We start from the raw sequence: 25,081 nt of genomic DNA, 5'->3' as shown, positions 1-25,081 counted from the left end.
CAAAGCCGACGCCTAGCCCATGTCGAAGCGCACACAGAGCCAGCGCGAACCGCTTCTGGCGACGATCAGGTTGGCCAGCACCGTGCGCTCGCCGACCAGGAATCCGATGGTGGTTTCGTAACGGTCGCAGTCCACCCGGTAGAGCTCGACCAGTTTAGGAACCAGCGGCAGATAGGCCAGGCCGACATGATCCGACGTGCGGACCATGCCCAGATGCCGATCACGCATAAGCCGGGCCAGCATAGCCAGCCGTTCCACGCAGACGCGGTTGAGCACACGGTCCAGGCCCTTCATCGGTAGACGACCCCGCAGCACATCAAAGACCCTGGATGCCAGGGCGCACAGGTTGACCAGAATTCGCTTGAGATCCCCCGTCAGACCCTCATGCCCGGCCGCATCCGCCGGTCGAACGAAGTTGACGGTTCGCACTGTCAGGTTGATGCCCCCAAGTCCCAGCGGCACCTGAACGCAGGTGGACGGCCACCAGCCGCCGACGTCCTGTCCTGCCGAGTCCCTGATTGCACGATCCCCATCCCAGGTCGGCGCCAGATCCATATACTCCGTCATACTTCTCCCCTCGCACTTCGATGTGCTTGTTTGCTTCCCCCTCTCATGCCGGCGAGGTGCACTGGGTGACCGACGCAACGACAGCGATTACGTCCAGAGTAAGAATGCCCTGAGGCAATGTAAAGGCCGGTTCAGGAATGTGGTCAACCTGAACCGGCCTTGATACGGATTGTGGATAAATACCTGCTCAGCAGCGAGGGGCGGGAGTCACTGCCACGCGGCACTTCTGGAAGTTCTTGACATCCACGTAGCCGGTGGAGGCCATGGCCCGGCGCAGGGCCCCGATCAGGTTCAGGCTGCCATCGGTGCGATCACTGGGTCCGAAGAGTATGCGCTCCAGACTCCCCACCTGGCCGACCTGGACCCTGCGACCCCTGGGCAGCTCAGGGTGATGGGCCTCGGCCCCCCAGTGCATGCCCTGACCGGGAGCCTCCGTGGCCTTGGCCAGGGGCGTGCCCAGCATGACCGCGTCGGCCCCCATGGCCAAGGCCTTGACAAAGGACCCCGAGGTGCCGGTCTCCCCGTCGGCGATGACCTGAACGTAGCGGCCGCCGGATTCGTCCAGGTAGTCACGACGCGCCTCCGCCACATCCGAGATGGCCGTGGCCATAGGAGCCTGAATTCCAATGGTGGCGGAGTCGGTAGAGGAGGCTCCCCCGCCGAACCCGACCAGCACCCCGGCGGCACCCGTGCGCATCAGATGCAGGGCAGCCTGGTAGGTGGCGGCCCCGCCGACGATGACCGGAACGTCTAGGTCGTAGATGAACTTCTTCAAATCCAAGGGCTCATGGCTGGTGGAGACATGCTCGGCCGATACCGCCGTGCCGCGGATCACGAACAGATCCACACCTGCATCGACCACCGTCGTGTAGAACTCCTGGGTGCGCTGGGGCGACAGGGCCCCGGCCACCGTGACCCCGGCCTTGCGAATCTCCTGCAGACGGCGGGTGATCAGCTCCGCCTTGACCGGCTCCCGGTAGGCCTCCTGAATGACCTGGGTCGCCTGCTCCGGCGTGGCATGGGCTATCCGGTCCAGCTGGGGGCGCGGATCCTCGTAGCGGGTCCACAGCCCCTCCAGGTCCAGCACGCCCAGTCCGCCCAACCGACCCAGGGCGATGGCCGTCTCCGGGCTGGTCACCGAGTCCATGGGCGCCGCCAGCAGGGGCAGGTCGAACTCGTAGGCATCCACCTGCCAGGCCGTGGAGACATCCTGGGGATCCCTGGTCCTTCTTGATGGGAGTATGGAGACATCATCGAGCGTGTAGGCCACCGTGGCCTTCTTGCCGAGACCGATTTCGATTTCCTGTGTCATGTCTGCCAGCCTAGCGCCTCATGATGACGCTCCGGCTTGCTACGAACGGGTTACGAGCCAGGGAACAGAGAGTAACAAACTTGGGATAGAACTGTTCGCGAGCGCAACTGCGGCACCGGGAGCAGGATCCGGCCCCCGACCCGCCCACTGTTAGGAGGCCGCCATGGAGAAGATCGCCGTGAAGGGACGCATCGTCGAGCTCGACGGTGACGAGATGACCCGGGTCATCTGGAAAATGATCAAGGAACGGCTGATTCTGCCCTATCTGGATGTGGACCTGGACTATTACGATCTGGGCATCCGCAACAGGGACGCCACCGACGACAAGGTAACCGTGCAGGCGGCCCAGGCCATTCAGCGCGAGCATGTGGGCGTCAAGTGCGCCACCATAACCCCGGACGAGGCCCGTGTGAAGGAATTCGGTCTCAAGCGCATGTGGAAGTCGCCCAACGGCACCATTCGCAACATTCTTGGCGGAACCATCTTCCGCGAACCCATCGTCATCGACAACATCCCCCGGCTGGTTTCCGGATGGTCCAAGCCCATCGTGGTGGCCCGCCATGCCTTCGGCGATCAATACCAGGCCACCGATTTCACCGTGCCCGGGCCGGGAAAGCTGAGCGTCACCTTCACCCCCGGGGACGGGGGCGACCCGATGACCCGGGAAGTAACCGTCTACCCAGGTCCGGGCGTGGCCCAGGTGCAGTTCAACCTTGACGACTCCATCCGCGACTTTGCGCGCTCCTGCTTCAACTATGCCCTGCAGAGGCGCTACCCGGTCTACCTGAGCACCAAGAACACCATCCTCAAGGCCTACGACGGCCGGTTCAAGGATATTTTCGCCCAGGTCTATGAGCAGGAGTACCGGAGTCGGTTCGAGCAGGAGGGGCTGACCTACCAGCATCGGCTGATCGATGACATGGTGGCCTCCTCGCTCAAGTGGCAGGGCGGCTATGTCTGGGCCTGCAAGAACTACGACGGCGATGTCCAGTCCGATGCGATAGCTCAAGGGTTCGGCTCCCTTGGCCTCATGACCTCCATGTTGATGACGGCCGACGGGCAGACGGTGGAGGCCGAGGCCGCCCATGGGACCGTGACCAGGCATTACCGGCGTTGGCTCAAGGGGGAAACCACCTCCACCAACCCGATCGCCTCCATTTTCGCCTGGACCGGCGGACTCAAACAGCGGGCGCGGCTGGATGATACGCCCAAGGTGGCCCAGTTCGCACAAACCCTGGAGTCAGTGGTCATCGAGACCGTGCGCTCCGGCCGCATGACCAAGGATCTGGCCAGCCTGGTCGGTCCTGACCAGCCCTGGCTCGACACCGAAGGGTTCATGGATGCCCTGGATCAGGCCCTTGCCGCGCATATGGCTTCAGCTGCGACAGAGGCCACAGAACACAAGGCGGACTAACCGATTGGACAGGGTATCATTCCCTGGCCAGAACAGGCCGCTGATCTGTCCGGTTCGGCCTTGACCGTCTGCCACTTGGCGAGAAGCTTGTGCGCAAAAGCGGGGAGACTCCATACGCTCCTGCCCGAGAGCCCATACAATGGTTGCTCGGGACCCGGCCAGAGTCGGGCTCTGTCGGAACGAAGGAGCGAATGTGAAGAAGACCGGCTTTGCACGGCATCTGTCCGGCTTGCTGGCCCTGCTGGCATGCCTGGTCATGGTGGCATCGGCAGGCGCCTGCGATCCGGCCATGGGCGGGGGGAAACAATACCCGAGCGCCCCGCAGAGCCCGGCGACCTCCACGACAGCTGCCGAAGTGCCCGGTCGGGTGGCCATTTTCACTCCCTCTGACGGCATCACCCTCTCCCAGCACACGCCCATCAACAAGTGGGCCGCCCTGGTTCCAGAGCTCAAGGCGGCACTGACCAAGGAGCATCTTTCCGGTAAGCGCATCGATGCCTACACCAGCGGGAATCTGGAGGACCAAAGCAAGGAACTGCAGGATTATGTGGTCAACCGCCTTTCGGAGCGCAAGGCCGGGAAGACCTCAGAGCCGACCACACTGGTGGTGGCACCCATGACCTCGCCAGACTCCATTACCCGCCAGTATGGCGACTACATCAGCAAGTCACTGGATGCCGATGCCGAAGACAAGGCGAGCGCACGCCTGGTCTCGTCTCTGCGCCTTGCTGCGGGCGCGGGCATGCATGTGGTGCTGCTGGCCAATCAGGTGCCGGGCATTCACCCGGATCTGTTCGTGCAGTTGTCCGATGCTCGGGCCATTGGGCAGATGCAGGCGAACAAGTTGGCCAGCAAGTTGGAGCTGGACAAGGCCAGCAAGAACAACCCCTGCCGCATCGAGGTTCTGCTGCCGAACCGCACAGCCGAGACATCCTCCTCTGATGCGTCATCCTCGGATACATCCTCTGCTGACGAGGATGCTGAAACCGGCCAGGCCAATCAGGAACGACATGAGGAACAGGATGAGCAGAGTTCTTTCCCCGCGCAGTCCTTCGTCGGAATCTGGCAGGTGCTGGGTCCCTACTTCAAGGATGGGCGGGCTGTCAGCCCCTCGGGGCGTCTGAAGGCGGACAGCACCGAGAAGGACTGGCAGGCGGTCGCCTTTGACCCAGGCAAGGATGCCTCGGCTACAGGCAAAGAGCTGGCGACCCGCCTGTCCATGAACGATGACACCAAGACCCATACCGAGGTGGACGGCATTCTGGCCATGAACGACTTCATTGTTTCCGGTGTGGTCTCCGAGCTCGGGGATCTGGGTTATCGGGGTACGTCAGCGGACGTCAACCCGGAGATCTCCATATCTGGAATTGTCGGGTCCATGGCCGGACGCCAGGATCTGCATCGGCAGCGGGTGCCCAAACCCGCCCAGAGCCCTGCAACCCAGAATCCGACAGGGTCGGATGCGGATCCTTCACAGCAGACCACGGGCAAGACCGAAGGTTCCACGCCCTCGGACGACCACCCTGCCTGGCCCATCATCAGCGGATATGGCGCCTACGTAGACAACATCCCTCAAATCGTTGACGGACGTCAGTGGATGACCGGTCTGGAGGACAGGCTGGGGATCGCAGCTGATATCGCCAAGGCCTGCGTCGGCCTCAACAGCCAAGGCAAGGTGCCGGCCATGGATACGGTCCAGACCATCGACCAGAACGGCAAACAGTTGCGTCGCCTATCAAGACCCCTGGTCGCGGTCTCGGCCTCCAACCTCAAAGCGGCGCTGATCGATACAGGCTACATCAAGCCAGCCGACGCGGGTCTCTGAGCATAGATCTCCTGCTCGATCCGGTCCTCGTACCGCTTGAGAACCTCCTGACGGCGGGGCTTGTATGATGCGGTCAGCAATCCGTTTTCACGAGTGAAGTCCTGGTCCAGAATCAGATAGCGGCGGATGCCCTCGGCCCGGGATACCTGAGCGTTGGCCGCGTCCACGGCACGGTCGACCTCGGTGCGGATGATGGGGTTCTCCCCGGCCGCAGCGGCATCCTTCAAGGGCTCGGCGCCCTGGTCCCGCAGCCATCGGTCGACCTCATCGGGATTGAGGGTGATCAGGGCCGAGATGAATGGCCTGCGGTCCCCGATGACCATGCAGTGGCTGATGAGGGGCGAACGCTCTACAGCCGTCTCCAGCAGCGCCGGCGAGATGTTCTTGCCACCGGCAGTGATGATGATCTCCTTGCGTCGGCCGGTCAGCCGGACGAACCCGTCCTCGTCCAGGCTGCCCAGATCGCCGGTCAGGAGCCAGCCGTCACGAATCTGCCTGGTGGTGATTTCTGGATGGTTGTGGTAGCCCATGCAGACGTCGGGGCCCTTGACACATAGCTGGCCCTCCTGGTCGATGCCCACGGTGATGCCGGGCATGGGCAGGCCGATGGTGCCCAGCCGATAGCCCTCGGTGGGGTTGACCGTCACAGGACCCATGGTCTCGGTCATGCCGTAACCCTCCAGCAGGGGCAGGCCTATGCCATTGAAGAAGTCCGCAATGTCCCTGTCCAGGGGGGCGCCGCCCGAAATGGCATACTTGACCCGGCCACCCAAGGCCTCCAGGATGGGGTCGTAGACGGTGCCCGTGTACATGAGGTGCTTGGTCTTCAGCGACATGGGAACCCGGCTGCCGGTCTGCTGATGACGGGACCACTGCCTGGCCACACCTGCAGCATCCAGGAAAATCCTGCCCCTGGCGCCTGTGCCGGCCCGCTGGGAGGCGGCGTTGTAGATCTTCTCGAAGATTCGCGGGACAGCCAGGATGAAGGTGGGCTTGAAGGTCTGCATGTCCTGCAGCAGATTGCGGATGGACCCGGTAAGCCCCAGGGTGAGATCCGTGGCGATGGCGAAGAACTGCAGGCAACGGGCGAATGCGTGGGCCAGGGGCAGGCAGAGCAGAAGCCGTCTGCCCCCACCAAGGCAGATGTCAGGGACTGCCTGAGCGCCCGACCGCACAGTGAATACGATGTTGCTGTGGCTGAGCTCTATGCCCTTGGGCTTGCCAGTGGAGCCTGAAGTGTAGACGATGGTGGCCAGGTCGGAGCCTTGCACCGAGTCGGCCCGGACTTGGAAGTCCGCCTGGTCCACCGCCCGTCCGTAGGCGGTCATGGTGGTTAGCGCTCCCCTGGTGATCACATACAGGTCGTTCAGATAGGCGCACTGGGAACGAACCGCGTCCACACGCGCCCTCATGTTGTCATCCTCCAAAAAGGCCATGCCTACGTGGGAGTCGTTGAAGATGCGCCGGATCTGATCTGGAGAATCTGTTTCGTAGACCGGCACCGTCACCGCTCCGATGGACAGGATGGCCATGTCCAGGGCAGTCCACTCCCATCGGGTGTGCGAGACGATGGCCACCGAATCCCCACGCCCGACACCCCGGGCCATAAGCCCCTTGGCCAACGAGACAACGCGGTCCCGGAACTCACAAGCCGTGATGGCCTTCCACTCACGTCCGCTCCGGTATTCGATCAAAGGGTCGTCGCCGAGGCGCTCCACCCTGTCCTCAAGCAGGGAAAAGACGCTGGCATCAGCATCTATCGGCTCCTCAAGCGGACGCGTGAATTCTTGCTGCATGTTCTGCATGACCACTCCCTGCTGAAACGGCGTTATGCATAACGATTCTAACCGCTCCCCCGGGCTGGCGATATACCCGGTCTGCAAACGCGCGAGTCCTGCAAGCAAACCCCACATTCCTACAGGGGCTTGAGACGAATACGATGCCATCCGACCCTGGCACCGGGATCCAGATAACGGCCTTGACCGTCTTTCAGGCCCCAGTGCAGACACTCCTGGGCACAGTGGTCGGAGGCTCCCTGCACCCTTCCCCAGACTGTACCGGTCTGCAGCCGGGTCCCTACCGGCAGAGAGCTCTGTGCAGGTTCATAGGTGGAGACCAGGTCGCCGTGACGTATGGAGACCACGTCCTTGCCTGCTACGGAGCCTGCAAAGTCGATGACACCGTCTGCCGGTGCACGGATACTGCTGCCTTGCTCCGCCGCCAAATCCATCCCGCGATGACCGCTCAGCCATGGACGATCCGGAGGATCAAAGGGACTCGTAACCTGCGGTGCGGTCTTACCGCCAGGCAGAGGTTCAAGGGGCCACAGCCAACCCCGGCGACAGGCTGTGATCGACGAGGCAACTCGACCCTTCTGCGCCGGAGCTGCAGCCGAAGGCAGGATCGGCGCAGGCTGAGCCGTGACGGTTGCCGTAGGCCCCGCAACCGACAGGACCAGTGCCAGTATCAACACCAGCAGGGTCCCGGGAAACCATGGGGGCCGACAGCCGGAAGGCATGATGGGCATCCGGCCGGTAACCCGCCTGATGCCCTTGTTCTTATGGTCACGCGCACAGGCCATGGTCGCACCTTCATTCCGTCAACGTGGACGCCCGATTGAGCGTCCACCATCATGATGGATTGGATGCCAAAGCCACGTGAACCGGAAGGAGGCATGTGGTCGAATATGTGATCGTCCACATCCACATGGACCGTAAAGGCACCGTAATCGCAAATCCCCTATGGGTTCCCCAACCTAGATGCCTTTGGCGGCCTGTTTAAGCCAGATGTATGACCGTCCAGGAGACGGGAGGCAGTTGAAGGTCCAAGGCGTCCCCATCCATCCTGAAGTCTTTCCGGGCATGCATGACGACTCGTTCCTGGTCTTCAAGCGTGTTGCGTGCCGAGGGGTTGTCCTCGTGCAGGGTACTGACCGTGGCCTGCCGATGTCGATCCTGCTCGGGCAGGGCGATGCTGAAATCAACAGAACGGTCAAGGCTGCGGTTGACCGCGAAAATGCTGAGGGAGCCATCGGCACCTCTGACGGCCACCGAATCGGTCATCGGCACCTGGCCATAGCGGGATGTCTCATAGGTGTCGCCGCTCTGCAGGCTCTTGAGCACGCTGGCTCCCCGCGCATAACGGGCGGTCAGAGCGAAGGGGTAGAAAATGGTCTGCCTCCATGCCGGGCCGCCGGGCTCGGTCATGATGGGGGCAATGACGTTGACCAGCTGGGCCAGGCTGGCCGCATGAACGACGTCGGCATGCCTGAGCAGGGTGATCAGCAGGTCGCCCACCACCACGGCATCCGCCGCCGAATAGACATCCTCCAGGAGCGGCGCGCCTACAGGCCAATTGCCGATGCCTTCGGGCGATCTGCTGGCCTCCGCATCCTGGTACCAGACATTCCACTCGTCGAAGGAGATGAAAACCTGATGATCACTGCCCAGCCGGGCACGCGAGGCGGCGATGGAGGCCGCCACGTCGGTGATGAAACTGTCCATGTCCACGCCTGAAGCCAGGAAGCTGGCCATGTCCCCATCCCTGGGCGCGTAATAGGCATGGCATGAGAGGAAGTTCACATTTTCGAAGCAGCGCTCCAGTACGGTGCGCTCCCAGAGGCCGAAGGTGGGCATGGTGTGTGAGGAGGATCCGCAGACAACCAGATCCAAGTCCGGGTCGATCATCCGCATGGCCACAGCCGTCCGGTTGGCCAGATCGGCGTATTCCTCAGCACTTTTATGGCCGATCTGCCAGTCGCCGTCCATCTCGTTGCCCAGGCACCACATCCTGATGTCGAAGGGGCGATCATGGCCGTTGGCACGACGGCGTTCCGACAGCTCGGTGCCCGAGGGGACATTGCAGTATTCGAGCAGGTCCAGGGCCTCCTGCATACCCCTGGTGCCCAGGTTGACGGCCTCCATGAGCTCGTTGCCGCCCAGCTTGTCCAGCCAGTCGCGCATCTCGTGCAGGCCGAACTCGTTGCTTTCGCCGGAGTGCCAGGCCAGATCGAGACGACGGGGACGGCTCTCGCGCGGTCCCACGCCATCCTCCCAGCGATAGCCCGAGACGAAGTTGCCGCCCGGGTATCGGATGGTGGTCACGCCCAGTTCCTTGACCAGATCCATGACATCCCGGCGAAAACCCTGTTCGTCTGCTGTCGGATGACCCGGCTCATAGATGCCCGAGTAGATTCCCCTGCCCAGGTGCTCCACGAAGGATCCGAAGAGGCGATCGTCAATGGGCGTGGACTCCTGCTCCTCATCCACCCTGAACTGTGCCCTGCCCCTGTGATTCTGCTGCCCTTGCGTCACTGTCCGACTCCTTCGTTCTGACTGTATCGTCCATGATTCTCGTCCATGTTGAAACTATGGAACATCTGAATAGTACAACGTTGTGAATTCGGCAAGCCACCCGTCTGTCGCCCCATGCGGCACAGAGCAATCACAAATATGCTTGTCCCAGTATCCAACGACAGGCTGCATAATCACCTCACACGAGAGATGAGAATATTCAAAACAAGCCGACAGCATCAGTCCTTGAGCCAGGAACATCTCATCAATTCAGTCGGTTGAGCATCCCGACACCCATATTTGCAACAACCGGGAGCATTCGAGATAGGTGGAGGGGGGGGGGTTGCTTGGCAGATTGCACAATGCAAAGAAACCTGGCAGATAAAGAAAACCGCCGGAGGACCGGCGGTTGAGAGCTCCCGCAGCTGGGCTTGAACCAGCGACATTTCGATTAACAGTCGAACGCTCTGCCAACTGAGCTATGCGGGAATGTCCCGTTCAACTCTCGCTGAACACAATTACCATACTATAGTCAGAACTCTCGTATCCGACAACTTGGCGTGTCGATTACATGAGGATCCTGTCCAGGGGCATGGCCGAATCAATGGAGAAGTCGGGAGCAGAGGGAGCCCGTCCCGCCTGGACCAGATTGACGCCCAGCATGGCCACCATGGCGCCGTTGTCCGTGCACAGGTTGATTTTCGGAATGCGAACCTTGACGCCATCCTGCTCGCCGAACTCTTCAAGCTTGCCGCGCAGCTGCGAGTTGGCCGAGAACCCGCCGCCGACAATCAGGGTACCCGTGTCGAATCTGTGGCAGGCGGCCATGGCCTTGCGGGAGAGGACGGTGGCCACGGAATCAGCCAGGGAGGCGCAGACATCATCCACGGGAATGTCGAGCCCGGCCTGCTGTCTGCGCTCGACCCATCGAGCCACGGCGGTCTTGACCCCGGAAAAGCTGAAATCATAGGGATGCTCTGCTCCGGCCCGGCCCTTGGTCAGCCCCTGGGGCACGGCGATGGCGTGAGGGTCGCCCACCCGGGCGTGGCGGTCGATGTGGGGGCCGCCGGGATAGGGGAAGCCCAGCAGACGTGCGATCTTGTCGAAGCACTCCCCCGCCGCGTCATCCAGGGTGGTGCCCACCACCTGGACCGATTTCGCCAGATCATCCACATGCAGCAATGAGGTGTGGCCGCCGGAGACTATCAGGGCCAGGGCATTTTTAGGGAAAGGTCCGAATTGGAGCTGGGTGACCGCTATATGGCCGATGACGTGGTTGATACCATACAAGGGCTTTTTCGCTGCCCAGGCCAGCGCCTTGGCACCGGAAACGCCTACGGCCAGGCAACCAGCCAGTCCGGGACCAGCCGAGACCGCTATGGCATCCACTTGGGACAAGTCCATATCCGCATCATTCAGGGCCTTGGAGACGACCGGTACAAAGGACTCAGCGTGTGCCCGCGAGGCGATCTCAGGGATGACGCCCCCATAGCGGGCGTGCTCGTTCATGGAGGAGGCCACCACGTTGGACAGCAGCCGGTTGCCCTGCACCAGGGCGGCCGCGGTCTCGTCGCAGGTGGATTCGATGCCAAGCACCAGAGGCTCACTCATGGTCGATGATCCTTTCCTGTCCTTCTAAAAAGTTGCTGCCGACAAATCCCACCGGACCCGGCCCGACCGAGCTCAAAGGTCTGGTCATGGCCCAGGCATCCACGTCTTGAGGCTGATAGTAGCCCCTGCACAGACCCGTCCTTGAGAAACCGAATTTTTTGTAGAGGCCAATGGCCGCCGGGTTGTCTATGCGCACTTTCAGGTTCATGCCTTGCAGACCCTTGCGATCTGCTCCGGCGATAAGCCTGGCCAGCAGGGATCCTGCAATACCGCGATGCCGGGCTTCCGGCAGCACCCCGATGGTCATCAGCTCGGCATCCCTTTCGCCCGACCAATAACCTCCGTAGCCCAGGACGGTTCCCTGGTCCTCCCAAACCAGGTAGGTGCGGGAGGGCGCAGACAACTCAAACCGCAGCTCCTGCCGGCTCCAGGCCTGGTCGCCGAAGACGCACTTCTCCAGATTGACAAGCTGGTCCAGGTCCCCCAAGGCCGCCCTGCGAATCATGACTGGACAGCCACGTGCTTGAGCGGATTGGGCACCGAGACGTCCGGCCGACGAAGGTAAAGCGGTTCCACCGGGTCGATCAGCCCCTGCCGGGCACGTCTGCATGCACAAGCCGCCATCAGAGCTGTCCCCTGGGTCCGATCCTCCAGGAAGGATCCTTCGTCCAGTATCACCCGTATTTCCGGATGCTTATCCAGACGCTCCCACTGGTCAGCGTAGCGACCGGCTCCGTGGCCGCTGATGACCAGAGTGACAGGGCCCTGATCCACAGACCCACTCTCCTCTGCAACGGCCGTGATTCTCTCACAGATAGCAGCTGGATAGTCGATGCTCATTTCGGTCAGCGGCCGGGCCGGGGCTTCCACGTCTCCAAAGTCGCCGAACAGACGGTAATAGAGCTGCCGACGTCGAGCATCATTGACGGCCAGAACCAGCAACCGGGTATGGCCTTGTTCCTGCAGATTGAACCGGCTGTAGGCATAGCGGGCCTGTGGTTCCAGGATGTCCTGTCCCAGCAGACGGGCACCGGTGGCAAAGGCCAGGGCTTTGGCGGTTACGATGCCTGCCCGCAGACCGGTGAAAGGTGCAGGGCCCAGTCCCACCACGATGGTCCTCAGATCGTCTGCAGACAGCCCGGCCTGGTCCATGACCTTGGCGATGTTGACCTGGAGACGTTCCACATGCGAGCGCGAGTCGGTCTCGATACAAGGCTCCCGCCCCGGCAATCCCACAGTCGAGCCATATGAGGTATCGATCACCAAAAGGGGCGTATCGCTCCCGCTCATGCCGTCATCGCCTTTCTCAACTGCTCCAGTCTGGTGGCCCACCAAGGACCCACTCCACGCAGACGTACCATACGCTGACCCTGGGAGCTGGGTGGCGCGTAAGGATCTTCCCGAGGATCCACAGGTCGGGAGATGCTCACTTCCAGACGTTGATCGGCCAGTGCCGAGGCCATCTGCTCACCCCATTCCATCAGGATGATGGTGCTTTGGCCCGGATCCTCCAACTCCTCGTCCAGACCGAGGGACTCCAGCTCGTCCAGGAGCCGATCCACAGCATCCTCGCCAGGCAGATAGTCCTGTCCGCCCAACCGATAGGCATCCACGTGGATCAGGGTGACCGGCGAGCCGTCGGACAGATGGCCATGCAGCTCTCTTGCGATGGTGAACGTGGGCGAGACCACAGGACCGTCCACTCCAAGTCCGCTGCCCAGCCCCTGGGCCAGCGTGGTCTTGCCCGCCCCCAGAGGTCCGGACAGGAGGATCACATCCCCGCCTTGCAGACTTGAGGCCAGGTTTCTGCCCAGGCGCCGCATGTCCTCGCCCGTTGGCACGGCCAGCTCAAATCCATCCTTTTGCCCGGCACTGTCCTGCAGGCTCATGCCAACGTCCTTCCCTTGGCGGCGATCAGCTCCACTGCCCGTTCCAGAGCATAGCGGGCGTCGCCGCTGCTGGTCTTGCTGACCTCATCAGCGTGTGCCAAGGCCTCGATGCAGGCCGCCAGACCGGAGGAGGTCCATCCATGCAGTTGTCGCTTTGCCTCACGCAACTGCCAGTAGGCGGCCTTGGCCTCGGCTGTCGTGATGGATCCCGATTCGATGGCCGCCTCCTTACCCAGTGTCCGTAGCTTCAGGGCCAATACTCCGATAAGGGATACTGGTTCGTTGCCCTGTTCCAGAGCTGAACGTAGGGCGACGACGGCTTGGGCCGGCCTGCCGGCAAGGGCCCTGTCCGCCACGGCGAATCCCGACACAGCCGGGTTATCGGTCAAATATCGGTTGACAATCCCCAAGGTCATGGGATCCTGGTCAAAATCGAAGCAGAGCTGGGAGCACATGGCGGCAAGTTCCGGAGTGCGCTCACCCAGGACATCCACCAGACGCTGGGCCGCCCTCGGCTGGATGTGACGCTGATGAGCTTTGAATTGCCCATAGACGAAATCGACCTTGTCATCAAACTTCTTCAGATCCGGCATACGCTCCATGACTGCCCCGGCACGTTCCATCTGGTCCAGAAGCCTGCGGCCCCGGTTGCCTCCGTCATGACGCGCGATGACAATGCTGGATTCGGAACCTACCGGCTCGTGGCAGAAGTCCACCAAGGCCTGAGTCAAGGCCTCATCGGCCGCCTGCAAATCATCCAGAAGAACCACGGCCGTCTGACTGAGCAGGGAGGGTCCGACCGCCTCCTGAAAGGCATAAGCGTCGCAGTCTGCCGCATCCATCTCTATGTATTCGCTGTCCGGGTGGGCGGCACATGCCTGTGCGCACAGGTCCTTGACGCGCTGACCGTTGAGGAAGGGATCGCCGCCGACCACCAGATGGACGGAAGGGTTCTCCTGCTGAGCTTTGGTCATGACTCAAATCTCCCTTCATCACTGGACATTAACCTCGGTCGTTTTTTGAAGACCAACTGGGCTAGAAGGCCATAGGTCTGCTGCAACCAGACCTTGATTGACCCCCAAGCGGATGGCCGAAAGGGAACCCCCGAATCCTGGGCTGTCACAGCCGGCCATAAAGGGTCCCGACTCCGGGCACGAATCAGTCGAACCAACCGATGGTCAATCACGGCCATGAGACCCAGGCCTACAAGGCAGGCGCTGCCGACTGGCCCCGAAGGCCAGCCCGCCGGAGCAGCCGCCTCGCCCAGCCATGTGGCGGCGAAAGCCATGACTGCAGTACCCAGGGAGGTCAACCGGGCCAGCAAGAGCCCCAATGGCGGCCAGAGCCAGGAGGTGAGCAGGGCCAGCAGGCCGGTCACGGTGGCAACGTCGACCACAGGAGTGACGAGCAAATTGGCCAACGGTGCCAGCAGAGGCAGTCCGGGACTCATCAGCACCTGCACGGGCAGCGTGCCAGCCTGAGCACACAGGGTCGTGGCCAATGGACGTGCCAGAAATGCCGGAAGATGGTCTTCAAGGAGGACCGTCAACCGCCGGTTTCCCAGACCTATGCCAAGCACAGCACCACAGGAGAGCGCGAAGCCGAAGCTTGCGGCCATGGAAGGCCGCAGAATCAGGACCAACAGCACACACCAGGACAGGGAATTCAAGGACTGGGCAGGCCGGCAGGCAGCCAGAGCCAAAGCTGAAAGAAGCCCCATGGCCTGGGCTCGCAAGACCGAATCCCCTGGGACCATCAGCATGCCCAAGCCCAGATAGGCGGCGGACAAAACCAGGGCCATCAGCAGGGGCGGCGAGCGCAGGGCCCGCATGATTGAAACCAGCAGCGAGGCCAGGATCATGAAGTGCCCACCGGAGACAGCCATCAGATGAAGGATGCCCGATGCACGGAAATCCTGGATCAGACGGGTGGCATAGGCGGGCTCCACTGCAGGTCTGCCAAGGGACCCGCCCGAACCGGGCAGGGCCTGGTTGCCCAGGATGCCCATGGTCAATCCCGGCACCAGGATCCGCCCCTGGTCGTCCAGCTTGCCGGTCTGTTCGAGAAAGGCATTTTGCATACGAACTATCAAGCGTCTACCAGGTCCTGGCGGCCTGACTTGTTTCAAGCCATCCTCCACGGTCAGCCAGGGCATGGGACGACCGTAAACGGAGGGTCCCAAGAGGCCACGCGCACGATACAGTCCGCCCTGCTGCAGCAGACATGACCGGCCACGGGCGAAGAGTACAATCCGTTCATCGGAAGGCATGCGCACACCGGCCACAGTCACCCGGTGCAGCCTTAATTCCACCTGACAGTCCCATCCTCGCCGAGAGGATGCGCTCATAGGTCCTAGAGCCAGACCACGCACCTCGGCCATCGCCTTTCCCTGACGGATCTGACGTGCTGCCGGCCCGCTGCGCACCGACTCATGACCTACCGCGGCAGACAATGCTGCAGTCAGAGCCACGGCAGCCAGGACGGCCAGCGTCGGCAGCCTACGAGAATCAAACCAGGTGGACACCAAGCGATGGGGCCGACGAAAAAACTGACTCCTGCGATTGGGGACCTCTCTGGCGACCAAGCAGACGAGCTTGACGGCAAGCAGGATCATTGCAAGGAGTAATGGAAGCGCCAGGACAAGCGGCATCATCCAGACCGTCATACCCATGCCTCCACCGGCCGTACTTCCACCGGCCATGCCGCCTCTGGATTCTCCCACCGATTTGGCCCAGTCACCGTCCTTGGCTGATCCTGCAGCCGATCCGCCCATGCTTAGGTCCAGAAGCCAGGGGACCAGCAGGGCAACCGCCCAGGCCAGACAAGCAGCGGGGAGCATCCGAAAATTGCGGCTGCCGTTCTCCCGATCAACCTCATCGTGAGCCCCATTGTGGGCTCTTGAACGACCGGCCATCATTGCGCCACCAGATATGGGCGTAATCGGGCCAGGGTCTTGGCACCGATGCCGGGGACATCCAGGAGCTGGTCTACCGAGGTGTAGCGGCCGCCGATGGCTCGCCGATGTTCCAATATTTTCGCAGCCTTGACCGGACCGATCCCCTTGACATTCTCCAGATCCTGCTGGCTGGCGCTGTTGAGATTCACGCGCCCCGCCTGATCAGCCGTCCCCGAGGAGGCACTGGAGGACGGAGCAGCAGGGACGTTACCGGCCTTTTCGGCAGATCGGGCTGAGCCAGAAACCGCAGGACCGGCCTGCTCACTGCCCGCTTCACCCTGAGTATCACGACTGTGATCGTTTCCCGAGGCCTGCTTGCCATGGTGTGCAGCGCTGTTCACATTACTGCCCGCCGAAGCCGACGACCTGGCCTCGGATCCGTCGACAGCCACTCCTGTGGCCAGGGCACGTCCCTGCTGGGCCAGCAGGGTCAGACTTAGGGCAAGAGCAGCAACCAGAATAAGGATGGCCGTCAAGGCCTGAAGTGGCGTAAACGACCAGACAGGCCGATTCCGTCGGACCTGTAACTTGGCCGTGCCTTCGGCTGATTGCTCCGACCGAATCGATTGATTCAGCGATTGATTCATGGCCAGTGCCTGGAGGGGCGGCGCCGGCGGCTGGGTGATGTTGATGCTCATGAGCCCAGCCTGACACGAAAGAGCCCCCCGATATGAGGTCGGAGGGCTATGTGGTCGAAGGTCACCGCCTGTCCACAGCCTGGCCTGGCTGCGGTCAGTGCAGTGTCAGGCTGGCACGACCGAAACGATTTTAGGGGCCTTGACAATGACCTTCCGTGGCTCCTTGCCGCCCAGCCGCTCCTGGACGGCGGGCAGTGCCAGAGCCATGGCCTTGAGCTGGTCGGGCGCAATGTCGGGGCTGACCTGCAACTTGCCGCGGACCTTGCCCTTGACCTGGACGACGGCGGTGACCGTGTCCTCGCCAAGATAACGATCATCCCAGGTCGGCCACTGGGCATGTGCCAGGGACTCCTTGTGGCCCAGACGACTCCAGAGCTCCTCGCAAATATGGGGGGCGATGGGCGAGAGCATGAGCACCAGGGGCTCGATGGCTGCCCTGGGCGTCGGATCCAGTCCGGTCAGATGGTTGTTGAGCACGATCATCCGGGCGATGGCCGTGTTGGGCCGCATGGCCTCCATCTCCACGGTCACATCGTGGATGGTGGTGTTGAGCAGCTTCAGGGTCTTCTGGTCGGGTTCGCCCTCGTCCAGGACCACCTCGCCGGTCTGCTCGTCCACCACGTTGCGCCAGAGCCGCTGCAGGAAGCGCATGCCACCCACCACGTTGCGCGTGTTCCAGGGCCTGGACTCGTCCAGGGGACCCATGCTCATCTCGTAGAGGCGGAAGGTGTCGGCCCCATAGGTGCGGTACATATCGTCCGGGGTGATGATGTTCTTGAGGCTCTTGCCCATCTTGCCGAACTCGCGGTTGACCGACTGCCCCTGCCAGGTGTAGCTGACCTTGCCGCCCTCCTCATGCTCCTCCACCTCGGCGGCAGGCACGTACTGACCGCGCTGGTCCGTGTAGGCGTAGGCCTGGATCATCCCCTGGTTGAAAAGCTTGTGGAAGGGCTCCTTGGACGAGACGTATCCCAGATCGTAGAGGACCTTGTGCCAGAAGCGGGCATAGAGCAGGTGCAGCACCGCGTGCTCCACGCCGCCCACGTAGAGGTCGACACCGCCCGACTCCCCGGCCGTGGCATTGTGCTTGGGCCCAAGCCAGTAGTTGTATTCCTCCGGATCAACCATGTGCCGGTCGTCCTTGGGGTCGATGTAGCGCATGTAGTACCAGCAGGAGCCGGCCCAGTTGGGCATGGTGTTGGTGTCCCTGTGGTAGACCTTGGGGCCGTCGCCCAGGTCCAGGGTCACGTTCACCCAGTCCTGGTTGCGGCTCAGCGGTGCTTCCGGGCTGGACTGGGCATCCTCGGGGTCGAAGGTCTTGGGCGAGTAGTCGGGCACGTCCGGCAGGGCCACCGGCAGCTGGTCGTCGGGCAGCAGGTGGGGCAGGCCCTGGTCGTCATAGACCACCGGGAAGGGCTCGCCCCAGTAACGCTGACGGGAGAAGAGCCAGTCGCGCAGCCGGTAGGAGACCGTCCCATGGCCCACCCCGGCCGACTCCAGCCAGGCAGTGACCTTCTCGATGGCCTGGTCAACCCGCAGGCCGTCCAGGCTGAGAGGATCGCCGGCGGCCTGGGTGGCCTGGACCGAAGAGTCGACCACAATGCCGTCGTGTGAGACAAAAGGCGCCTTGCCCCGGTAATCGTCCAATGTCTGCCCGGACTCAGGCAGAGGGCTGACCGTGTAGACGACGGGCAGGCCATACTTGACGGCGAAGTCGTAATCACGCTGATCGCCGCCGGGCACAGCCATGATGGCTCCGGTGCCGTAGTCCATCAGCACATAGTCGGCGGTGAAGATGGGCAGCTTGGCCCCGGTGATGGGGTTGAGAGCGTACAGCCCGGTAAACAGGCCGGTCTTGGCCCCGCCTTCATCCACGCGATCCTTGGCGGTCTTGGCCTCGGCGGCCCTGCGATAGGCCTGCACACCCTCCGCAGGATTGGCATAGCCGCCCTTCCACTGATCAGGCACATCCTCAGGCCACTCCTGGGGCAGGTGCTGGAGCAGGTCATGCTCGGGGGAAACCACGGCGAAGGTGGCACCGAAAAGCGTGTCGGGACGGGTGGTGTAGACCTCCATGGTCTGGTCCCCGTCGGGGCCGGGCACGGTGAATTCCACCGAGGCCCCGTGCGACTCCCCGATCCAGTTGCGCTGCATGAGCTTGACCTTTTCGGGCCAATCCAGGATGTCCAGATCCTCCAGAAGCCGGTGGCCGTAGGCGGTGATGCGCATGGACCACTGCTTGAGCTCACGCTGGTAGACCGGGTAGTTGCCACGCTCGGAGCGTCCTTCGGCGGTCACCTCCTCGTTGGCCAGGACCGTACCCAGTCCGGGGCACCAGTTGACCGGCGAACGCGAGATGTAGGCCAGGCGGAAGTCGTTGAGCACCTCGGAGCGCTCGGCCTCGTCCAGGTCCTCCCAGGAGGCGTCGGCATGGCCGGGGATGGGCCTGCTTCCGGACTTGAAGGCCTCGACAAGCTCGCTGATGGGCCTGGCAGAACCCGTCCCCCCGTCGGCACGGCGATAGTCAGGGTCGTACCAGGACTCGTAGATGCGCGAGAAGATCCACTGGGTCCAGCGCACGTAGTCGGTATCGATGGTGGCGAAGGAGCGACGGTCGTCGAAGCTGAGTCCCAGCCGGTGCAGCTGCCAGCGCATGTTGGCGATGTTCTGCTCGGTGGTGACCCGGGGGTGCTGGCCGGTCTGGACGGCATACTGCTCGGCGGGTAGACCGAAGGCATCGTAGCCCATGGCGTGCAGGACGTTCTCGCCCTTCATCCGGTGGTAGCGGCTGACCACGTCGGTGGCGATGTAGCCCAGGGGGTGGCCCACATGCAGGCCCTTGCCCGAAGGATAGGGGAACATGTCGATGACGAAGTAGGGACTGCGGCCTCCAGCGTGATCTCCGTGGGCATCCGTCAAGTCACCCTTGGTGTTGGCGGCCCAGAAGGTGCCCTCCTTGTCCCAGCGCTGCTGCCAGTGCTCCTCGATGGTCTGCGCCATGGCGGCATCGTAGCGGAATTGAGGCTGATCGGATTCCTGGGTCTGCTGATGATCCCTGTCTTCGTTCGCGTTCATATGGTGAATTATCGCCATTCACATGGACACGGCCGGGCCGATGTCCAGCATCCGTCGTCCTTACGGGAGCCGTGCTCAGTGGTCGCCGGGGTGCAGGGTGCGGGCGGCGGCATCGATGGAGAAGCCGATTGAGCGGGAAGCCCGGCCCAGGGCGGCCTTGAAGGATCCGTCCCGCATCATCCTCTTCAGGGCCTGGTCGATGACGCCCACCAGCTCCGGATCCCCGCGGGGCACGCCTATGCCATACCGCTCATGGGAGAAGGGATTGCCGACCAGGCGCAGCTGGCCGCCGCCGCGAACATGAGCCAGGCCGGCCAGGGCGAAGTCGTCGCCGCTGGCGGCATCAGTGTCCCCGCTGAGCAGGGCCGTGATGCACTCGGGGAACTCCTCCCGCTCCTGGACCTGGGCCTGGGGGGCCAGCGAGCGCACCAGGGCCCCGGAGGTGGACCCAGCTGCCACGCAGACCCGCTTTTGGGCCAGATCCTCCACCCCGGCGATATCGTTCTGGGTGCGGCGAACCAGCAGATCCTGCCCGGCAGCCAGATAAGGCCCGGCGAAATCCACCAGCTTCTGCCGATCCTGGGTGATGGAGTAGCCGGCCACGACCATGTCCACCTGGCCCTGTTCGAGCATGCGCTCGCGATCCGCAGGCTTCACCTGGCGGAAGACGATCTGCGACTCGGCGTATCCAAGCTCGTGGACCACGTACTGGGCCACATCCACATCCAGCCCCCGGTACTGTCCGGACTGGGCGAATCCAAGCCCGGGTTGGTCGAAGGAGATGCCCACACTGATCTTGGGCCCGATGGAACCCGCCCGGTAGCGATCCTCCTGGCGGCCGCACCCGCTCAGGGGCACCGCCAGAACCAGTGCCAGCAGAGCCGCCGCAATCCTGCGTGCAAACATGATCGGCCCCTACTTGAACATTCTCGAACGCGTCAGGAACCAGGTCACCAGGGCGGTCACCAGGCCTGACAGAATCACCACGACCGCGAAGCCCCAGGGCTTGTCGGTGAAAGGCATGCCGAACATGCCCTGGTTGAAGTTCATGCCATACATGGAGAAGATCAGCGTGGGCACCGACAGGCTGATGGAGATGATGGTGAAGATCCTCATGACGTTGTTGACGTTGTTGGAGACGATGGAGGCGAAGGCGTCGGTCATGTTCGAAAGCACGCTTGAGTAGATGTTGGCCATCTCGATGGCCTGCTTGTTTTCCGTGATCACATCGCCCAGTAGGTCCTCGTCGTCCGGATAGCGCTTGATCCGCTCCAGCCCGGTCAGCTTCTCCAGGACGATCTCGTTGGACTTGAGGCTGGTGGCGAAGTAGACCAAGGTCTTGTTGAGCTCCAGCAGCATGAGGATCTCCCGGTTCTGCATGGAATGGCGCAGCTTGAGCTCCAGCCGGTCCGACTCGCGGTCGATGATGCGCAGATAGCGCAGGTAGAGGGTGGCGTTGCGGTAAAGGATCTGCAGGATGAAGCGTGACTTCATGAAGGTGTTGAACCCCCGGATGGTGCCCTCCATGAAGGGATGGAGCAGGACGGTGTCCTGCATGCAGACGGTGACGATCAGATCCTCGGTGACGATGATGGACAGAGGGATGGTCTCGTAGTAGTCCCGGCCGTCGCGCTCCTCGGCCCGGGGAATATCGACGATGACCATGGTGTATTCGTCCTCCACGTCCACACGCGAGCGCTCCTCATCGTCCAAGGGGGCACGCAGGTCAGCCAGGTCTATGCCCGTGGTCTGCGAGACGTTGGCCAGCTCGACATCGGTGGGCGCCGATAAGCATATCCATGAGCCCTTGGAAGCCTTGCCGATCTGCTCGATCTGCCCGTTCATGGTGCTGAATACTCTCATCATCGCCATCACCGCCTCTCGTGCTCGAATCTGGCCGACGTGTCTGGCCGAACCGATAGTAGCAGATAACCAGTTGCCGCCGTGCTCAATTTCGCAGGGTAGTCCCGGGTCACCCCCTCCATGGGCGCAGGACGGCGGGTTGGATTTTGGAGGCATCGAATCGGAAATGGCCGGTGATGGGACGATGACCGGGCGATCCCAGGTAGTCGTTCTCCCTGGCGCGCTGACCCATGTTGTGCAGAAGCAGAGGGATGCCCCGGCTGTCCCTTTTATCCGAGGCCATGCCGATATGCCAGGAGGTGTCGAAGATGACGATGTCGCCCTGCTGCCACTGGTCGGTGGCCGCGGTGTCGTTGGTCAGACGCTGGGCGTGCCGGGACAGGAATACGCCGAGGACATTGGTGCGTCTGAAGTCGATGTTCGGATCGGGCCTGCTGATGACTCCGGCATAGGCCCCAGGAGACGAGGCGATGTCAGCGTCGACCATGGCTTTGAGATCGTAGCCGGCCTGTCGGAAAGCCCTCCAGATCTCATCGGTACAGGCACCCCGGTCATCGGGCGGATAGCCGCCCTGATAGTAGCCGCTGTCATAACGTGGATGGATGCGTGCCTCCTGATGGGCTCCACGCACCATAGCCGTGTAATCGTCCACACCGTCGTGGTTGTAGTCCACAGACGAGATCAGAAGCGAATGGGCCGCAGTCTGCTCAGGAGAATACCCGGGAGGGCTATGGGAAGCGGTCTTGCGGCCGTTTGCAGAGGAACTTTGATTATCATGGCGAGCAGATCCGACACCCATCAACCTGCCAGCCAAGGCCAAGGAGCCCGCCACAATCAAAGCAAGCGCCAGCAGAACGGCCACCCACCGCAGAACAGTCGTCCGCCCACGACTGTTGCCGCTACGGCTTTGCTCTGTCGGCACGGCGGTCACCTCATCCGGTTGCGAAGGGGTCTGCCATCCATGAACCGACGAAGATTATCCAGGCAAATTTCCCGAACCTTGTCCATGTTGGAGGGTAGATAGGCTCCCCCGGCCACATGCGGGGTGAGCAGGCAGCGTGGTTGCCTCCAGAGTGGGTGGTCTTCAGGCAGAGGTTCCGGTTCGGTCACATCCAGCCCTGCACCGAAAATGCCATCCTTATCCAGGGCTTGGGCCAGAGCCATGCAGTCCACGGCATCTCCCCTGCCCGCGTTGATCAGCACGGCGGTGGACTTCATCATCTCGAGACGGCGGCCGTCGATGATGTGTCTGGTCTGCGGCGTTGAAGGCAGGGCCAGAGCCACTACATCCATCTCAGGCAGCAGGGCATCCAGATCGTCAAAACCAGCCAGACGGTCGAACCCCTCCACCGGCTGGTCGGGATGCCGCCTGATACCGATGGTCCGAGCGCCTACAGCCTTGGCCAGACGAGCGAAGGAGGCTCCGATATCCCCCGTGCCCAAAACCAGAACCTGGCAACCGCGCGGTGAAAGGACAGCCCCGCGAGGTTCCCAACGGCCCAAACGCTGATTGTCCCGATAGGCCGGCAGGTCCTTCATCAGAGCCCACATCATGGCGAACATGTGCTCGGAGACCGACTGCCCATAAGCGCCTGAGGCACTGGTCAATATGGCGTCCGGAGGCAGAATCCCCGGTTTCATGTAGGCATCCACACCCGCGCTGCTGGTCTGCAGCCAGACCAGGTTACTGCAGGCAACCACCTGCTCGGCCGGCGGATTACCCAAAATGATCGTAGCCTCCGATCGGAGGGATTGAGGGACATCGATGAGCCAATGCATGCTCTGCCGCATGTCCGTGTCGACAATGAACTCCTGATGAACGCCTGGAGCCGCCTGGAGGAATTCCTGTCGTTCGCTCTGGTCCAAGGGCAGGCAGTTGATGATGAGCTGGTCCCCAGGATGGTTCTCGTTCCGCTTTTCAGCCCGTACTTCGACATCGTTTTTGCCGGTCATGGTCCGCCGCCTTTCCGTTGCTGCCGACCCCCTTGGTCGCCCCTTGTTCATCATGCTAGCGCACTTGCAAGCTCAGGAATGACTCAAGACCATTCGAGGATAAAATCCATCAATTAGCTCACAATCCCTGCAATTCCGGTGCAACACACTGAGTTGCTCCATTCGCCAATCCCGGTGTACTATAAGCAAGGCTTCACCAAGCAAGGCAAGCACGGGGCTATGGCGCAGCTGGTAGCGCGTCTCCATGGCATGGAGAAGGTCGGGGGTTCGAATCCCCCTAGCTCCACAGGTAGAATCCCGAGGTCACCTCGGGATTCTTTTTTATATCCAGCGCCTCTGCAGCCGCGAGGGTCTGGGCTAAGACACAGCGGCAAACTCAGCCAATTGTCGTCACGCTCTATAGAACCCATGCCTTGATCAAGTCTGTAACCTTGATGTGCCTGCACTGTTTTATCTCCCACTTCACAGAGGTGGAACTCAATCAGATTCTCATTCTCCGTTGCAAGTTAGGCATCTTTCACCGCCTGTGCCGACAATGTTCCAAGGGCATACAATGATTCTGATCAAAAATTTCGCAATCCATCTACAGACAGATTGATAGACCCATCGCAACGACTCCGGAGGCTTGCACAACAATGACCAGAACTGAAAGGGGCGCACTGGGCGCGCTTACCGGGCTGTCCTTAGGGGACGCGCTGGGCATGCCCACGCAGAGCATGAGTCCAGCAGCCATCCATAAGGTCTACGGCAGGGTTGACACCCTTCGTGATGCCATTGCGGAACAGCCCATAGCCCCCGGTATGCCTGCGGGGTCTGTGACCGACGACACCGAGCAGGCACTGATCGTGGCGGAACTGATCATCGAGGGCAAGGGACACATTGATCCGAAGGAATTCGCCAAGCGCCTTCTGTCCTGGGAGGACGACATGAAGTCGCGCGGATCGCTGGACTTGCTGGGGCCCTCCACCAAGCTGGCCCTGGAACAGGTTCGCCGCGGCGCAGACATCATGACCACGGGAAGGACCGGCACCACCAATGGGGCCGCCATGCGAGTCACTCCGGTTGGCATAGCCAACAGGCCCGAGGACGCCGGACTACTGGCCAATCGCATCTACGAGTCCTGTCAGGTCACCCACGACACAGTCGCAGGCTTCCAAAGTGCCGCGCTGATCGCCACGACAGTCAGTCTAGGACTTGAAGGAATGACCGTTCGCCAGGCGTTGAAAGAGTCCCTGCGCTTGGTACCCGCCATGGAGACCTCAGGGGCTTGGACTCCTAAGGCATCGGTTCCCGCACGCGCCCGCCAGGCAATACAGTTGTCCGAAGAATTCAGCGATGAGACCGACTTCGAACACCACCTCATTGAGGACTGTGGTACCTCGGTCGAGGCCAATGAGTCTGTGGCAGCCGCCTTTGCCCTGGCCTGGAGGTTTGCCGACGATCCGCAATCGGCTTTGTTGGCCGCAGTCAACCTTGGCGGCGATACGGACACGATCGCTGCCATGACCGGAGCAATGACCGGCGCATGCAGCGGCCTTGAGGTCTTCGACCCTGCACTCTGCTCCCAGGTGGCTTCGGTATCCCACCTCGACCTGCAACATACAGCTCGAGGCCTGATTGCCCTAAGGCAGTAAAGCGTAAAACTGATAAGACTGAATCAGTCGGGAATACAAAAATGTAGAGTCC

General features: G+C 62.1%; 20 protein-coding genes and 2 tRNA genes. 4 read left to right on the top strand and 18 right to left on the bottom strand.

Annotation, left to right across the window (positions count from 1 at the left end):
• Nucleotides 1-12: 12 nt before the first annotated feature.
• Nucleotides 13-567 (bottom strand): hypothetical protein, encoded by a 555-nt coding sequence (locus tag H3S97_RS04955; protein ID WP_198219834.1) that lies wholly within the window; start codon nt 565-567, stop codon nt 13-15.
• Nucleotides 568-754: 187 nt separating this feature from the next.
• On the bottom strand, nt 755-1,879 hold the full coding sequence (locus H3S97_RS04950; protein ID WP_198219833.1) for a GuaB3 family IMP dehydrogenase-related protein: 1,125 nt from the start codon (nt 1,877-1,879) through the stop codon (nt 755-757).
• A gap of 163 nt (nt 1,880-2,042) precedes the next feature.
• Between H3S97_RS04950 and H3S97_RS04945 the strand changes: the two genes are divergently transcribed.
• The gene (locus H3S97_RS04945) at nt 2,043-3,293 is read left to right on the top strand and encodes an NADP-dependent isocitrate dehydrogenase (RefSeq protein WP_198219832.1); all 1,251 of its coding nucleotides are present in this window, start codon (nt 2,043-2,045) and stop codon (nt 3,291-3,293) included.
• Nucleotides 3,294-3,486: 193 nt separating this feature from the next.
• The gene (locus H3S97_RS04940; protein WP_288804593.1) at nt 3,487-5,118 is read left to right on the top strand and encodes a substrate-binding domain-containing protein; all 1,632 of its coding nucleotides are present in this window, start codon (nt 3,487-3,489) and stop codon (nt 5,116-5,118) included.
• On the opposite strand, the gene H3S97_RS04935 is transcribed toward H3S97_RS04940, so the two are convergent.
• The 16 genes from H3S97_RS04935 to H3S97_RS04860 all read right to left on the bottom strand — a co-directional run bounded on the left by H3S97_RS04935 (nt 5,088) and on the right by H3S97_RS04860 (nt 23,395).
• Entirely contained in the window at nt 5,088-6,914 is a 1,827-nt protein-coding gene (locus H3S97_RS04935) for an AMP-dependent synthetase/ligase (RefSeq protein WP_198219992.1), read from the bottom strand. The two genes, H3S97_RS04940 and H3S97_RS04935, sit on opposite strands and share 31 nt — an antisense overlap.
• A 119-nt stretch (nt 6,915-7,033) precedes the next feature.
• Nucleotides 7,034-7,348, bottom strand: a complete 315-nt coding sequence (locus H3S97_RS08370; protein ID WP_232356282.1) for a M23 family metallopeptidase — start codon at nt 7,346-7,348, stop codon at nt 7,034-7,036.
• A 547-nt stretch (nt 7,349-7,895) separates the two neighbouring features.
• On the bottom strand, nt 7,896-9,431 hold the full coding sequence (gene arfA / locus H3S97_RS04925; protein ID WP_198219831.1) for an arabinosylfuranosidase ArfA: 1,536 nt from the start codon (nt 9,429-9,431) through the stop codon (nt 7,896-7,898).
• A gap of 395 nt (nt 9,432-9,826) precedes the next feature.
• Nucleotides 9,827-9,899, bottom strand: a tRNA-Asn gene (locus H3S97_RS04920).
• A gap of 78 nt (nt 9,900-9,977) precedes the next feature.
• Nucleotides 9,978-11,021, bottom strand: coding sequence for a tRNA (adenosine(37)-N6)-threonylcarbamoyltransferase complex transferase subunit TsaD (gene tsaD / locus H3S97_RS04915; RefSeq protein WP_198219830.1), 1,044 nt, complete (start codon nt 11,019-11,021; stop codon nt 9,978-9,980).
• On the bottom strand, nt 11,014-11,526 hold the full coding sequence (rimI, locus tag H3S97_RS04910) for a ribosomal protein S18-alanine N-acetyltransferase (protein WP_198219829.1): 513 nt from the start codon (nt 11,524-11,526) through the stop codon (nt 11,014-11,016). Before rimI ends, tsaD begins: the two co-directional genes overlap by 8 nt.
• Nucleotides 11,523-12,311 carry a tRNA (adenosine(37)-N6)-threonylcarbamoyltransferase complex dimerization subunit type 1 TsaB gene (tsaB, locus tag H3S97_RS04905; protein WP_198219828.1) on the bottom strand — a complete coding sequence of 263 codons (789 nt, stop codon included), beginning with the start codon at nt 12,309-12,311 and terminating at the stop codon, nt 11,523-11,525. The genes rimI and tsaB overlap by 4 nt, the downstream gene beginning before the upstream one ends.
• Nucleotides 12,308-12,910, bottom strand: a complete 603-nt coding sequence (gene tsaE, locus H3S97_RS04900) for a tRNA (adenosine(37)-N6)-threonylcarbamoyltransferase complex ATPase subunit type 1 TsaE (protein WP_198219827.1) — start codon at nt 12,908-12,910, stop codon at nt 12,308-12,310. Before tsaE ends, tsaB begins: the two co-directional genes overlap by 4 nt.
• Nucleotides 12,907-13,884 carry a DNA polymerase III subunit delta gene (holA, locus tag H3S97_RS04895; protein WP_198219826.1) on the bottom strand — a complete coding sequence of 326 codons (978 nt, stop codon included), beginning with the start codon at nt 13,882-13,884 and terminating at the stop codon, nt 12,907-12,909. The genes tsaE and holA overlap by 4 nt, the downstream gene beginning before the upstream one ends.
• On the bottom strand, nt 13,881-15,749 hold the full coding sequence (locus H3S97_RS04890; protein ID WP_198219825.1) for a ComEC/Rec2 family competence protein: 1,869 nt from the start codon (nt 15,747-15,749) through the stop codon (nt 13,881-13,883). The genes holA and H3S97_RS04890 overlap by 4 nt, the downstream gene beginning before the upstream one ends.
• 74 nt (nt 15,750-15,823) lie before the next feature.
• Nucleotides 15,824-16,504: a ComEA family DNA-binding protein gene (locus tag H3S97_RS04885; protein ID WP_198219824.1), complete on the bottom strand. Its 681-nt coding sequence runs from the start codon at nt 16,502-16,504 to the stop codon at nt 15,824-15,826.
• Between the two features lie 105 nt (nt 16,505-16,609).
• Nucleotides 16,610-19,579 (bottom strand): leucine--tRNA ligase, encoded by a 2,970-nt coding sequence (gene leuS / locus H3S97_RS04880; protein WP_198219823.1) that lies wholly within the window; start codon nt 19,577-19,579, stop codon nt 16,610-16,612.
• Between the two features lie 75 nt (nt 19,580-19,654).
• The gene (locus tag H3S97_RS04875) at nt 19,655-20,485 is read right to left on the bottom strand and encodes a glutamate ABC transporter substrate-binding protein (RefSeq protein WP_198219822.1); all 831 of its coding nucleotides are present in this window, start codon (nt 20,483-20,485) and stop codon (nt 19,655-19,657) included.
• 9 nt (nt 20,486-20,494) lie between these two features.
• On the bottom strand, nt 20,495-21,445 hold the full coding sequence (locus tag H3S97_RS04870; RefSeq protein ID WP_024627661.1) for a magnesium transporter CorA family protein: 951 nt from the start codon (nt 21,443-21,445) through the stop codon (nt 20,495-20,497).
• A gap of 106 nt (nt 21,446-21,551) precedes the next feature.
• A complete protein-coding gene (locus H3S97_RS04865) occupies nt 21,552-22,364 on the bottom strand; it encodes a DUF1287 domain-containing protein (RefSeq protein ID WP_198219821.1) in 813 nt (270 codons plus the stop codon).
• A 5-nt stretch (nt 22,365-22,369) separates the two neighbouring features.
• Nucleotides 22,370-23,395 (bottom strand): D-2-hydroxyacid dehydrogenase, encoded by a 1,026-nt coding sequence (locus tag H3S97_RS04860; protein ID WP_232356281.1) that lies wholly within the window; start codon nt 23,393-23,395, stop codon nt 22,370-22,372.
• A 213-nt stretch (nt 23,396-23,608) separates the two neighbouring features.
• Here H3S97_RS04860 and H3S97_RS04855 point away from each other — a divergent pair.
• Both H3S97_RS04855 and H3S97_RS04850 read left to right on the top strand, forming a co-directional pair.
• A tRNA-Ala gene (locus H3S97_RS04855) sits at nt 23,609-23,681 on the top strand.
• A 349-nt stretch (nt 23,682-24,030) separates the two neighbouring features.
• Nucleotides 24,031-25,029, top strand: a complete 999-nt coding sequence (locus tag H3S97_RS04850; protein ID WP_198219820.1) for an ADP-ribosylglycohydrolase family protein — start codon at nt 24,031-24,033, stop codon at nt 25,027-25,029.
• Nucleotides 25,030-25,081 lie beyond the last annotated feature (52 nt).

The organism is Bifidobacterium choladohabitans (genome assembly GCF_016102005.1).
Classification (GTDB): domain Bacteria; phylum Actinomycetota; class Actinomycetes; order Actinomycetales; family Bifidobacteriaceae; genus Bombiscardovia; species Bombiscardovia choladohabitans.
The sequence above is the reverse complement of the archived record's forward strand: the minus strand, read 5'-3'. Positions and strand labels throughout refer to the sequence as shown.

What these genes read in the sequence shown, in the direction of transcription:
- H3S97_RS04955 (WP_198219834.1), bottom strand. Translation starts at nt 567, where the DNA reads ATGACGGAGTATATGGATCTGGCGCCGACCTGGGATGGGGATCGTGCA.
- H3S97_RS04950 (WP_198219833.1), bottom strand. Translation starts at nt 1,879, where the DNA reads ATGACACAGGAAATCGAAATCGGTCTCGGCAAGAAGGCCACGGTGGCC.
- H3S97_RS04945 (WP_198219832.1), top strand. Translation starts at nt 2,043, where the DNA reads ATGGAGAAGATCGCCGTGAAGGGACGCATCGTCGAGCTCGACGGTGAC.
- H3S97_RS04935 (WP_198219992.1), bottom strand. Translation starts at nt 6,914, where the DNA reads ATGCAGCAAGAATTCACGCGTCCGCTTGAGGAGCCGATAGATGCTGAT.
- H3S97_RS08370 (WP_232356282.1), bottom strand. Translation starts at nt 7,348, where the DNA reads ATGGATTTGGCGGCGGAGCAAGGCAGCAGTATCCGTGCACCGGCAGAC.
- tsaD (WP_198219830.1), bottom strand. Translation starts at nt 11,021, where the DNA reads ATGAGTGAGCCTCTGGTGCTTGGCATCGAATCCACCTGCGACGAGACC.
- rimI (WP_198219829.1), bottom strand. Translation starts at nt 11,526, where the DNA reads ATGATTCGCAGGGCGGCCTTGGGGGACCTGGACCAGCTTGTCAATCTG.
- tsaB (WP_198219828.1), bottom strand. Translation starts at nt 12,311, where the DNA reads ATGAGCGGGAGCGATACGCCCCTTTTGGTGATCGATACCTCATATGGC.
- tsaE (WP_198219827.1), bottom strand. Translation starts at nt 12,910, where the DNA reads ATGAGCCTGCAGGACAGTGCCGGGCAAAAGGATGGATTTGAGCTGGCC.
- holA (WP_198219826.1), bottom strand. Translation starts at nt 13,884, where the DNA reads ATGACCAAAGCTCAGCAGGAGAACCCTTCCGTCCATCTGGTGGTCGGC.
- H3S97_RS04890 (WP_198219825.1), bottom strand. Translation starts at nt 15,749, where the DNA reads ATGCTCCCCGCTGCTTGTCTGGCCTGGGCGGTTGCCCTGCTGGTCCCC.
- H3S97_RS04885 (WP_198219824.1), bottom strand. Translation starts at nt 16,504, where the DNA reads ATGAGCATCAACATCACCCAGCCGCCGGCGCCGCCCCTCCAGGCACTG.
- leuS (WP_198219823.1), bottom strand. Translation starts at nt 19,579, where the DNA reads ATGAACGCGAACGAAGACAGGGATCATCAGCAGACCCAGGAATCCGAT.
- H3S97_RS04875 (WP_198219822.1), bottom strand. Translation starts at nt 20,485, where the DNA reads ATGTTTGCACGCAGGATTGCGGCGGCTCTGCTGGCACTGGTTCTGGCG.
- H3S97_RS04870 (WP_024627661.1), bottom strand. Translation starts at nt 21,445, where the DNA reads ATGATGAGAGTATTCAGCACCATGAACGGGCAGATCGAGCAGATCGGC.
- H3S97_RS04860 (WP_232356281.1), bottom strand. Translation starts at nt 23,395, where the DNA reads ATGACCGGCAAAAACGATGTCGAAGTACGGGCTGAAAAGCGGAACGAG.
- H3S97_RS04850 (WP_198219820.1), top strand. Translation starts at nt 24,031, where the DNA reads ATGACCAGAACTGAAAGGGGCGCACTGGGCGCGCTTACCGGGCTGTCC.